Origin of the sequence: Devosia sp., from assembly GCF_030689745.1 — a bacterium.
GTDB lineage: Bacteria > Pseudomonadota > Alphaproteobacteria > Rhizobiales > Devosiaceae > Devosia > Devosia alba.
The window spans coordinates 1-11,604 of sequence record NZ_JAUYGL010000160.1; the positions used below are offsets into that span (position 1 = coordinate 1).

At 59.1% G+C, this 11,604-nt stretch carries 11 protein-coding genes and 2 pseudogenes; 8 read left to right on the forward strand and 5 right to left on the reverse strand.

The annotated features are described in order from the left end of the window. Positions 1-560, reverse strand: a pseudogene (locus Q8O80_RS14130) (transposase); the annotation flags it as partial. A 230-nt stretch (positions 561-790) separates the two neighbouring features. Between Q8O80_RS14130 and istA the strand changes: the two are divergent. Further along, positions 791-1,867, forward strand: a pseudogene (istA, locus tag Q8O80_RS14135) (IS21 family transposase); the annotation flags it as partial. Between the two features lie 87 nt (positions 1,868-1,954). Here istA and Q8O80_RS14140 read toward each other — a convergent pair. Continuing rightward, positions 1,955-2,194 carry a phage integrase N-terminal SAM-like domain-containing protein gene (locus Q8O80_RS14140; RefSeq protein WP_305580315.1) on the reverse strand — a complete coding sequence of 80 codons (240 nt, stop codon included), beginning with the start codon at positions 2,192-2,194 and terminating at the stop codon, positions 1,955-1,957. Positions 2,195-2,641: 447 nt separating this feature from the next. Here Q8O80_RS14140 and Q8O80_RS14145 point away from each other — a divergent pair, with 447 nt between their 5' ends. Next, complete coding sequence (locus Q8O80_RS14145; protein ID WP_305580317.1) at positions 2,642-3,304, forward strand: DUF4286 family protein; 663 nt, start codon at positions 2,642-2,644, stop codon at positions 3,302-3,304. Positions 3,305-3,384: 80 nt separating this feature from the next. On the opposite strand, the gene Q8O80_RS14150 is transcribed toward Q8O80_RS14145, so the two are convergent. Further along, on the reverse strand, positions 3,385-3,714 hold the full coding sequence (locus Q8O80_RS14150; RefSeq protein ID WP_305580318.1) for a hypothetical protein: 330 nt from the start codon (positions 3,712-3,714) through the stop codon (positions 3,385-3,387). An 88-nt stretch (positions 3,715-3,802) separates the two neighbouring features. On the opposite strand from Q8O80_RS14150, the gene Q8O80_RS14155 reads away from it, so the two are divergent. From Q8O80_RS14155 to Q8O80_RS14180, 6 genes are all read left to right on the forward strand, one after another. Then, on the forward strand, positions 3,803-4,687 hold the full coding sequence (locus Q8O80_RS14155; protein ID WP_305580320.1) for a helix-turn-helix domain-containing protein: 885 nt from the start codon (positions 3,803-3,805) through the stop codon (positions 4,685-4,687). Between the two features lie 127 nt (positions 4,688-4,814). Next, on the forward strand, positions 4,815-5,594 hold the full coding sequence (locus tag Q8O80_RS14160; RefSeq protein ID WP_305580322.1) for a dihydroorotate dehydrogenase electron transfer subunit: 780 nt from the start codon (positions 4,815-4,817) through the stop codon (positions 5,592-5,594). A 2-nt stretch (positions 5,595-5,596) separates the two neighbouring features. Next, positions 5,597-6,526 carry a dihydroorotate dehydrogenase gene (locus Q8O80_RS14165; RefSeq protein WP_305580334.1) on the forward strand — a complete coding sequence of 310 codons (930 nt, stop codon included), beginning with the start codon at positions 5,597-5,599 and terminating at the stop codon, positions 6,524-6,526. Continuing rightward, on the forward strand, positions 6,523-7,788 hold the full coding sequence (locus tag Q8O80_RS14170) for a Zn-dependent hydrolase (protein WP_305580324.1): 1,266 nt from the start codon (positions 6,523-6,525) through the stop codon (positions 7,786-7,788). The genes Q8O80_RS14165 and Q8O80_RS14170 overlap by 4 nt, the downstream gene beginning before the upstream one ends. Before the next feature lie 2 nt (positions 7,789-7,790). After that, positions 7,791-8,831, forward strand: coding sequence for a dihydroorotase (pyrC, locus tag Q8O80_RS14175; RefSeq protein ID WP_305580326.1), 1,041 nt, complete (start codon positions 7,791-7,793; stop codon positions 8,829-8,831). Positions 8,832-8,933: 102 nt separating this feature from the next. Then, a complete protein-coding gene (locus Q8O80_RS14180) occupies positions 8,934-9,641 on the forward strand; it encodes an orotate phosphoribosyltransferase (protein WP_305580328.1) in 708 nt (235 codons plus the stop codon). A 41-nt stretch (positions 9,642-9,682) separates the two neighbouring features. Here the strand turns inward: Q8O80_RS14180 and Q8O80_RS14185 are convergent, their stop codons facing one another. Together Q8O80_RS14185 and Q8O80_RS14190 are read right to left on the reverse strand one after the other, a co-directional pair. Then, positions 9,683-10,966 (reverse strand): TRAP transporter large permease, encoded by a 1,284-nt coding sequence (locus Q8O80_RS14185; protein WP_305580330.1) that lies wholly within the window; start codon positions 10,964-10,966, stop codon positions 9,683-9,685. Further along, the gene (locus Q8O80_RS14190; RefSeq protein WP_305580332.1) at positions 10,963-11,472 is read right to left on the reverse strand and encodes a TRAP transporter small permease; all 510 of its coding nucleotides are present in this window, start codon (positions 11,470-11,472) and stop codon (positions 10,963-10,965) included. Before Q8O80_RS14190 ends, Q8O80_RS14185 begins: the two co-directional genes overlap by 4 nt. Between the last annotated feature and the right edge of the window lie 132 nt (positions 11,473-11,604).

An 11,604-nucleotide genomic window follows, 5' to 3' on the forward strand; every position in this document is an offset into this window, starting at 1 on the left:
AAGCTGCCGCTTGCCGACGGGCCGCTGTGCGCCACAAGATCGGCTTCCATGTATCCTGGAACAGGGTCGTTCCAGTCCGCATAGGTGCGGATCGGCACGCTGCGCCGCACAGCCGAGGAATGGGCGTTGCGCCGACGCCGACCGCCTGAAGCGCCAGTCCGGACCGGCGCCAGCGCCCGGTCGATCGTGGCCGGGCTGATCCCAAGCAGCCGGATGCGCACCTTTTCGTCCAGCGCGAGATGGCCATGTCGTTCCATCGCCGGGATCAGCAGCGGGATGAGTGGCTTCAGCCGCTTCCCGCAGATCCGGTCGCTTGCTTCCCAGAGCACAACCAGAGCCTCGCGCACCGCTTCGTCATAGATGCGGCGTTCGGGCCGGGACCGGGACCGATCCACGACACAGCCGCGCCGCAGCAGCCGTTCGGCGTGTTTGCGGTGATACCCGGAAATCTCCGCGAACTCCGTCAGGATCCGACCCTTTTCGGCTCGGATGGCCGCCTGGTATCGCTCCGCTAAGGCCTGCAGAAGTTCGTCTCTCGTTCCCATGCTGATCCGCCTCATACCCGCCCCCGACAGCCATTGCTCCGGGAACATTTCTAATGATGCAATCACACAATCATCAGGAACAAATCAGGCGAGGCAATGCGAGTTCAGCGTCAATCAAGATGAGAGAGTTTGGCTCATACGGCCTTCGGGCTGGTTTCTGGTGATCGCGGTTGACGGGTATGGATTGGGTTCGTCCTGCATGGAGGAACCTGTTTGTGCCTGGCCGCCACGTAACCGATCACCAGATGAGGCTCTACATGAAGCTCAGACAGTCCCACCCCACGGCGATCGCCGCCGCTAAGGCATCGATCAGCCCAGCTACGGCTTACCGCATCGAGAAGGATCCCAGATTGCCATCGGGCAAGCAGACGCAACGCGAGCGACGTCGGCCTGATCCGCTAGCGAGCATTTTCGATGCCGAAGTGGTTCCACTGCTGCAGGCTTCACCGGGCATTCGTGCCGTCGCCATTTTTGAGGAGATGGTCCGGCGGCATCCCGACCTGGGCGGCGGGATACGCCGAACGCTGGAGCGCCGCATTCGCTCATGGCGGGCCATCCACGGCCTGGATCAGAAGGTGATCTTCCGGCAAGTCCACCAGCCTGGCCAACTCGGCCTGTCCGATTTCACCGATATGTGTAAGATCGGTATCCGCGTGGGCGGCCAAGCGCTGGCCCACCGGCTCTATCATTTCCGGCTCGCATATTCGGGGTTCGAACATGCCCACGTGGTGCTCGGTGGCGAGAGCTTCGTCGCACTGGCTCAGGGATTGCAGAATGCGCTGTGGTCGCTCGGCGTTGTCCCGCGCGAACATCGCAGCGACAGCCTGTCCGCCGCCTTCCGGAACCTGGGTGGTCCGGCGCGCCAGGATCTGACGCAACGCTATGAGGAGTTGTGTGTCCATTACGGCATGACCCCGACCCGCAATAACGCCGGGATCGCCCATGAGAACGGCTCGATTGAAGGTCCGCACGGTCATCTCAAGCGCGCCATCGCCGATGCCCTGCTGTTGCGGGGATCAACCGGTTTCGCCGATCTTTTGGCCTATCGCCGCTTCATCGACGAGATCGTCAGCCGGCACAATGCCCGCAATGGCAAGCGCATCGATGCCGAACGCGCCCAGCTCCAGGATCTGCCCGACCGCCGCAGCAGCGATTACGAACAGGTCACCGTACGGGTCACGTCCTCTGGCGGCTTCACCCTGCGCAAAGTATTCTACACCGTCCCTTCGCGGCTGATCGGGCACCGGCTGCGCGTCCGCCTGTATGATGATCGTCTCGAGATTTTCGTGGGCGGCACCCATGTCACGACCCTCGATCGTGGGCACGTGTAATTCGGCGCCATCATGTGGCCCCGCCCGTGATTGAGATTTCAATGACTTACCATGCCGATCGGCGCCCAAACCAAGCGCCTATTCACACACGCTGTTCATGGTTGGCACGGGAACATCGGCCTCGCTCTGGGCGAGTTGGAACTGGCGTACATCCTCGGTGGTCGCCGTGTCCGGCGATCGCCGCAGAAACGAGGCGAAGCGTCCCACATCGCGGATGTAGTTGCGCTGCGTCGCTATCGAGAAGCGGCGCATGTTCATATCGTCGATCAGCTTCTGGCGCAGCGGGCTGACAGGGGTATCGGGAAGGATCGTGGTCATTGCTTGGCTCCTGAATGAAAGGAGCCAAAATGGAACGCCCAAACCCGGCGATGCTCAATCGAGCCGTGATGACAGGTGCTTGGCCGCTACCTCACCCCGCACACCCTCCCGCGCAGCGGGTTAGTTCGTCGACCCCAAATTGGTCATTACGACACCACACGTTTTCACTTAATAGCGGACATCAGATTTTGCGGCGTGTGTCCCCCACGATGGGAGTGGTTTGTCGCGAACTCTTGCTCGGCAAAATGAAGGGCTTCATATAGGCCATACCCTGTGACTATTCTGGCGCCCGCGAAACTGCCGCCGCTAACGAATGATTTTGAGTCTTCGAAAGTCCCCTTTGCTCTTCCCACCTATTTGCTCTTTATCTCAATCCCGGTTCGCTGACCTTATTTGGCGCGTTAGAATTATCGGGGGATCGCGCAACGATAAAACGGACTAATCGCCATGACCCTACTTGGAAAAGCCATCGTCGCTATATGGAACGACGTAAAGCCGGATGGGCACGATAATTTTCTGGAGTGGCATGTAAGGGAGCATATGCCGGAGCGACTGAGAATCGCAGGCTTCTTGAGAGGTCGACGCTTCCGGGCTGAGGCTGGCGCTTCACAGTATTTCACGCTTTACGAAGCCGAAAATGCGGAACTGCTGGTCGGCGATGAATACCTTGCCCGCCTCAACAATCCAACCGAGTGGACCCTGCGCACGACCTCGCAGTTTCTCAACGCCCAACGTGGGGTGTGTAAAGTCGTCTGGCAGCACGGTTATGGAGAAGGAGCTTGGCTCATTACCATGCGCTTCGACATACCCCAGAAGCACTCCGACAGCTTCCAAAACTACCTGTTGCGCAAAATGTCTGAGCTCCCAGCAATGATGGGAATCACGGGTGTCAGCCTTTGCATTGCCGATCAAGAGGCATCTTCACACACAACTACCGAGCGCAAGGGCCGCGACGTCGGTGTGCCCGATTGGATCGTAATGATCGAGGGCACCTCTCGTTCAACGGTCACGGCAGCGGCGGAACAAATTGCCGCTAGCGGCATGGAAGCCGCTGGTGCTTCCAATATTGAGACCGGGTGCTTTCGGGTCGAGTTCTCACTGCTGAGTTAGAAAGATTTCGTTCCCAACGAGTGGAAGCCGGTCCGCTCGACAAGATGACCATTTCCAATCGTGTTCGATATGTCGAGTTACTAATGTGCTGAAGAAATGCGACGCGCCGACAGCTCAAGTCCTGCCAGCTCGTTGAGCAAGGCGAGCTGATGCTGCGCATCGGCCTGCATCGAGCTGCTAGCATTGGCCACGATAGAACGCAGTTCCGAAAGCGCCCCGTTTGCGGCGTCTACGGGGAGTGGCTCACCGTCATACTTCTGGTAAAATCGTTGGGCAATTGCGCCCATCAGTGCATAAAGTGCACTATTGGCGGCGTCGGTTTTCAATAGCACGGACACCTTCTGCTGGAATTCAAGGTAGGTCCGGACACCACCGCTTTGTTCTTCCAACCAAATGGACAACTCTTCCATAAAAACCCTCCAGAATGGCACACCGGGCCTATGGCGACGATGCAAACGCGGATGGTATCAATAATTGGACGGCACGCAAGGGTAGAATATGCTCAGTGAATTTGAAGAAGTGGGGCAACGGCTGCGTGCATATCGCCTGGGCCGCAGCCTGACAGCAGAGGACGTGGCTCAGGAACTGGGCATTTCGCGGGCGGCAGTTTATCGGCTCGAAAAGGGCGAGATAGTCAAAATTCAGATCCTGAGTGCTTTGTCCAAACTGCTCGACGTTTCGCTCCCCTCCATGCTTGGCGTTGGTGTAGAGTATTACGACAATGCCATCGCCTTTTTCGAACGCATGCGCCAGCTTGAGGAAGACTCGATCCAGCTCTTGGGCAATTTCTCGCCCATGTCGTGGCTGATCATGTCAGACGACTATATGAAGTACCTGCGCATCATGCTGATTGAAGCCATTCCCGAAGCAGCAACTGATCGACCGCGGCACATTGACTTTATCGGCGCCATTGTAAGCCTGCTGGAAGAGCGCCGCGCCACCGCCAGTCGACGCAGGGTGCCCGTGGTCAGTCTGGTCGGTTCGCAAGACATAGAGCGTTTTCTCCGACTGGGGCTGATCGGCAGATTTGATCTACCCGACAAAATACAACAAGAGCGGCGCCAGGCCGCCAGGCACGAAGTCGAGCGCCTCCATGACCTGATGCTGCGCCAACCGATCGGTACTCAGGTCGGCGTCGTTGATGGCCAACCGCCATCCCAGACATTTCAGGTTTACGAACGGGCCACCATGTCCTCTGTCAGCTTGAGCCCATATAGGCTCGGCGACCAGCCCAATGTCACTTCAGGCATTGCTTTGGTGACGTCGGCGCCTGATGCAGTGCGGCACTTCGAGCGCACCCTGCAGACGCAGTGGGAAACCGCCCACAAGGGCAGTGACGGGGCTTATATCCTGCGACGCATGCTGGACGCGCGGCAGGCCTAACCGCAGCAAACCGTTGACAATGCCATTGCGGCCTGAGACTGTCTCAAAAATGAGACTAGCTACAACAGCGCACGCTGAGGCACTAATTATGCACCAGACCCCACTGGCGGCCCCGTACGATGATGTCGTGGCGGAGGTGATCGTCAATGACTGGGTGAGCGGTGAATACAAGCGGATTCGCTTCTTCGTGCCCAGCCTCGCCGCCGCAGCACGCGCCGGCCAATTCTTCAATATCGAATGTCCCGTTGTGGGAGATGATCGTCCATACCTCCGCCGTCCCATGAGCACCTATCGAGCGGACCCCGCCTCAGGAGAACTCGACTTTCTCTATAAGGTGGCGGGCGCCGGGACGCGCGGCCTGGCAACCTTGGAACCGGGCATGCATACCCGTTTGCTGGGGCCGCTGGGTAAGGGTTTCGAACTTCGCCCCGAGTGGCGCAACATTGTCATTCTGGGGCGAGGCGTTGGCCTGGCAACTCTGGCCCCTTTGGCCGAACTTGCCGCGGCATCGGGCGTTGGCGTTTCGGCCGTTATCAGCGCGCGCGGCCGCGAGCAGTTGCTGTCGCTTGATCGCTTTGAAGCCATCGGTGCCCGAATTGAAGTAATGCTGGATAGTGAGGGCACCAGCGGCGTGGAGACCGTCGAGGCCCTGCTGCGTGGTTATGCCCAAGCCGGACTGGCCGACGCATTCTTCACCTGCGGCTCCAACCGGCTGATGCTGGCAATGCAAAGGCTTGGCAAAGAGCTGAAAATACCGGGCCAGGTTGCAATGGAGCAGCAGATGGCATGCGGCGTCGGCATGTGCTTTTCCTGTGTACGCAATTTCAACGTCGAGGGCGAAACCATCAGTCGCCGCGTCTGCTGGGATGGTCCGGTATTCGATCTAGCGGAGGCCGTTTCATGGTAGATATGTCGGTTACCATTGGCGGGCTGACGCTTGCCAACCCGGTCATGCCAGCGTCCGGAACATTTGGCGAAGGTCTGGCCGGTGTTGTCGATTACAACAGCCTTGGCGCGATGGTCACCAAGACCATTACAGCAGAACTTCGCAGCGGCAATCCCGTGCCGCGCGTGTCCGAGCTCAGCAATGGCATGCTGAACTCGATCGGTATTCCGTCCAAGGGCATCGATCATTTCATTGCCGAGGCCTTGCCCTTTTATCGCCAGTACGGGAGCCCTTTGGTCGTCTCTATTTCGGCCCCGACTGTGGAAGACTTCGCGAGTGTGGCCAAACAGCTAAACCAGCCGGGCATAGCCGCCATCGAGGCCAATATCTCCTGTCCCAATATTGAAGAGGACGGCCGCGCCTTCGCGATGACGGCGGACTCCACGGCGCGCGTCGTCGAAGCCCTCCGTGCTGCCACGGCATTGCCGCTTTGGGTCAAGCTTACGCCGAACACCGGCGACGTCTCCGCTGTGGCGCGCGCGGCGGAAAATGCAGGCGCTGATGCCTTGGTCGTCGCCAATACAATCCTTGCGATGTCGATTGATATCGAGACGTTGCGGCCAACGCTGGGCAATATCATGGGCGGCATGTCCGGCCAGGCGGTCAAGCCCATCATCGTGCGAATGACCTATCAATGCGCGCAGGCGGCGCGCATTCCGATCATTGGCTGCGGCGGCATCGCCAGTGCCGATGACGCCGTCGAGTATATGCTAGCAGGGGCGAGCGCGGTGCAGGTGGGGACGGCATCATTCGTCAAGCCACACGCCCTCACCGATGTCATGGTAGGCTTGGAAGCCTATTGCCGGCGTAAGGGATTTGACCGCGTCACAGACCTCATCGGCGCAATCAGCGATGGCCAAATGCGCGTCGATGAGATGGATGTAGCGCTTTGACCCAGCACCACGATTTTGACTCAGCCTCTCTGGCTCATGAACTATTCGATGCACTGGCCGCCGCAACCGGCGATGGTATCGGCATTACCCGTGAATGCTATGCCGAAGGTGAAAATACGGCGCTAGAGATATTCACCAATGCCGCCAAGGCAGCGGGGCTTGAAATAGAAGCTGACCAGCTCGCCAATCTGGTCGTGCGGCTGCCCGACGACGATGGTCTTTCACCCGCGCTCTATATCGGCAGCCACGCTGACTCAGTGCCCCGGGGTGGCAATTTTGATGGCGCGGCAGGCATCGTCGCTGGGCTCATCTGCCTGATCCGCATCCTGCGTTCGGGTCGATCGCTGAGCGTGCCGGTGAGGGTGATCATGTTGCGTGGGGAAGAAAGTGCGTTTTACGGCCGCGCCAACATCGGATCGCGTGGGCTGTTCGGGCTGATCGGAGAGGATGATCTCCTCGCACGCTCGCGCGGTACCGGAAAGATGCTGCAAGAAGCCATGGCCGACCTTGGGATCGATGTTGCCGGCGTGCTTGCACGGCAGGTATTTTTCTCGCCTGAACGCGCCCTGGGATACCTCGAGCTGCATATCGAACAGGGGCCGGTGATGGTGGCGCATGATTTTCCCGCCGCAGTCGTCAGCGGCATCCGGGGCAATCTACGCCACCGCAGGGTGGTCTGCAGGGGGGAGGCGGGCCATTCCGGCGCAATCCCGCGCTGGCTCAGACATGACCCGGTGTTCGCCTTCGCCGATCTGGTGTCGCGGTTGGACGACCATTGGCAGACCCTGCTTGAGCGTGGCACGGACCTGGTGGTGACCTGCGGCATTGTCGGTACCGATCCAGCCGATCACGCGATAAGCAGAATTCCTGGGGTGCTGGCCTTCAGTTTTGAGGTGCGAAGCCAGAGCCAGGACACCCTGGATGATTTTTACGTCGTGTTCCAGGATGAGTGTCAAAAGGTTGCCGAACTACGGCGGGTGTCGTTTGAATTTGACCCGGTGGTTCTGGCCGAACCGGCTCGGATGGCACCAGAAATGATCGAGGCACTGGAATCGGCGGCGCGAAACCTGGACATTCCCTTCGAAGTGCTGCCTAGCGGCGCGGGCCATGATGCGGCCGTCTTCGCCAATGCCGGAATTCCATCCGGCATGGTTTTCGTGCGCAATCGCAACGGTTCGCATAATCCGCACGAAGCCATGGAAATCGACGACTTCCTCAAGGGCGTGGACATCCTCCATGCCGCAGCGACGGCAGGAAACTGAGAATGGAATCGATTACTTTTCGCCGACCGGTCGACCTGCATGTGCATTTCCGGGATGGGGCAATACTCGATGCGGTAGTGCCCTTTACTGCCCGCCAGTTCGCAAGAGCCATCGTCATGCCCAACCTGTCTCCGCCGGTGACGACCGCGGCGATGGCGCAAGCCTATCGCCAGCGCATCCTTGCCGCGGTTCCAGATGGTCTGGACTTCACGCCAATGATGACCTGCTATCTCACCGATCAAACCGATGTCGCCGACCTGCTGGCGGGTTATCGCGACGGCATTTTTGCAGCGGCCAAGCTCTATCCGGCGCATGCGACCACGAACGCGCAGTTTGGGGTCACCAGCATTGCCGCGCTTGATCCGGTGTTCGTGGCCATGGCGGATGCGGGAATGCCGCTGCTTACCCATGGCGAACTGGTACGGCACGATGTCGACATCTTTGACCGCGAGCAGTGTTTCCTCGACGAGGTGCTCGCACCGCTGCTTGAGCGCCACCCCACCCTCCGCCTGGTCCTCGAACACATCACCACAAGCGAAGGCGCTGCGTTTGCAACCCGCTACGGTTCGCGGGTTGCGGCAACGATTACGCCGCAGCACCTGCTCTACAACCGCAATGCCCTGTTTGAGGGCGGTCTGCGACCACACCTTTATTGCCTGCCTATCCTGAAGCGACAGCACCACCAATCGGCACTGCGCGCAGCAGCGACCAGCGGGCTGCCCAATTTCTTCCTGGGCACCGATACCGCGCCGCATATGCGTGAGCTCAAGGAAGCAGCTTGCGGTTGTGCGGGTGTCTTCAGTGCACCGGTCGCCGTCCAAGCATATCTGAGCGTATTTGATCAAGAAGCCGCCCTGGACAAGTTCGAAGCGTTTGCCGCGCTCAACGGTCCGGCGTTTTATGGATTTGCCCCCGCCGAGCGGCAGGTCACCTATGTCCGCCAGCTGCACGCGGTCGAGCCGTCACTGTCTGTAGAGAACGATGAAATAGTGCCGCTGTTTGGCGGCGGTTCTGTTGACTGGACTTTGCGCCAGCAGGTATAGCGAGACGGTTGCACGTCATGTTCACCTAGCGGCACTGTCAGGGATTTCCTGCGGTGACGATTTGGCGCGACCATCTGTTGGCCCGTTGGAGAGGAACTCACCGTGAGCAGATCACACACCACCCCCGAAAAAAAGGCGATCGCCCGCCAGACCGCAAGGATGATGCTGGAGATTAAGGCAATCCATTTCAATGCCGACCAGCCCTATGTCTTCACCTCAGGATGGGCCAGCCCGGTCTATGTCGATTGCCGCAAGCTGATTTCCTACCCGCGTCTGCGCTCCAAGCTCATGGACTTTGCCGCCCAGACCATCACCACAGAGATCGGTTTTGAATCGATCGACATGGTCACTGGCGGCGAAACAGCGGGCATTCCCTTCGCCGCCTGGATATCGGACAAGCTGATGCTGCCGATGCAGTATGTACGCAAGAAGGCCAAGGGATTTGGCCGGAACGCGCAGATCGAGGGCGAAGTCGTCGAGGGCGCGCGGACCCTGCTCGTCGAAGATCTGGCGACCGATGGGCGATCAAAGGTGTTGTTTGCCGATGCCCTGCGCAAGGCAGGCGCCAAGGTCGATCATTGCTTCGTGGTGTTCTATTACGACATTTTTCCCAACAGCCAGGGCCTGATGGAAGAACTGGGTGTGGAGCTGCACTATCTGGCTACCTGGTGGGATGTGCTCGACGCCGCCAAGGAAATGCAGCATTTCGACGAACGCACCCTGGGTGAGGTCGAAAGTTTCCTCAATGATCCGGCCAAATGGTCGGCGGCGCACGGTGGTATCTCGGACTTCTCCCCGCCAACTGCATGAGTAGCATGATTATAAGGCGGCCAGCTTGGCCGTCTTTTTTATTACTCTGCGAGAAGTCTGGGCAGGAACATGGACAGATCCGGTAGGTAGGTCACCACGGCAAGGGTGATCAGATTGACCGCAATGAACGGCCAAACCCCGCTGATGATCTTGGCGACTGGCTCGTTCAGCGTTGATGACGCCACGAAAATATCCAGTCCGAACGGCGGCGTGATCATCCCGATGCAGGTATTGAGGCATACGATGATGCCGAAGTGGATCGGATCAATGCCGTAGGTCAAGGCTACCGGATAAAGCGCAGGCACCAAGATCAGCAGCGTAGAGTTGGGATCCACAAACATGCCGGCGACCAGAAACAGCAGATTGACGATCAGCAGGAAGACGATCCAGTTCGCGTCGATATAGTGCAAAAACTCGATGACGGCCGCGGGCAACTGCGCCAGGGTGATGAAGTAGGCCACGATGCTGCCCATCGCCAACAGCACGAAGATGGTCGCGGTCGTGATTGCCGCACTGGTGGCGATCCTTCGGATGTCGGCGAACGTCAGTTCGCGATAGATCACCAGTTCAACCAGCAAGGCGTAAACCACGCTCATCGCGGCAGCTTCCGTGGGCGTGAAAAAGCCGCCATAGATGCCGCCAAGCAGCACCACCGGCAGACCCAGAGCCCAGGCGCTGCGACCGATCACCTGAATTCGTTTGGGCCAGGGCATGGGTGGCCGAGCTTCGCGACCATTTCGATAGGCGTCAATGACGACATAAACCGCGAAGGCGAAAGCCAAAAACAGACCGACGACCAGCCCGGCAGCAAACAGTGAGGCCACCGAGGTCCCGGTAAGCCAGGCGTAGATAATCAGCGTGATGGAGGGCGGGATCAGCAGGGCGACCTCGGCAGAGGACACCAGCAGGCCAAGCGCCATGGTATCGCGGTAACCGTCGCGCTTCATCTCGGGATAGAGAATACGACCCAGGGCTGCCACGGTGGCCGGGGCAGACCCCGATACCGAGCCAAAGGCGGCCGAGGCGACAACGGTCGTTAGCCCCAGCCCACCGCGGTGGTGCCCAATCATGACCTTGACCAGTTCGGTCAGCTGACGGGCGATATTGCCCCGCGCCATTAGTTCAGCAGCCAGCACGAAAAACGGAATGGCCATCAGGGTGGTGTGGTTGATTCCGCCTACGATCTTTTGACCAAAGATGATGTCGGGCAGATTACCGAAAAAGATCAACTTGGTGGCGATGCCGGGTAATCCGAGAACCAGCAGCATTTCAAAGCCGAAAAATAGCATCAGCATGGCGCCGATAAACAAGGCAAAAATGATCACTGCGGCAGCTCGCTGTTTTCGGTAACGACGCGTCGGTCAAAAGCGCCGACTAGGCTCAGGCCATAGCGTAACGCCAGCAGAAGAAATCCAACGGGTAGAGCCATGTAGAGCCAGGCAGCTGAAATCCCCAACGTTGGACTGTGCTGCCCGCTGGCAGCAACCTTGCCCACCATGCTCGCGCCTACCCAGGCGATGTAAAGGCAAAAAATAAGTCCAACCAGATCGATGACGCGGCCGATCAAGATGCGGATTGCTTCAGGAAGCGGCTCAATAAAACTTGTCATGGCAATCTGGCGACCACGCTGCAGTGCGATGCCCAGGGCCAGGAATACCATCCAGACCATGAGATAGCGCGTTGCCTCATCGACCCAGGCTACGTTGCGGGACAGCGTCGGCACCACTTCGCGGATCACAATGGAGCTCGCATAAAGCGCCACCATGCCCAGCATGATGGTGGCGAGCAGCAATTCCTCAATCTTTTCCAATAGTGTCCCAAGCTGGCGCATCGTCACTCCTCTGGAGAGGGCCGGCCGTCAGGCCGGCCCCTTGATCTTATTCGCCAGTAATACGCGCGTACTCAGCTTCATAGACGGACACGATAGCGGGACCTGCCTCGCCGGCGCCTGCCAGATAGGCAT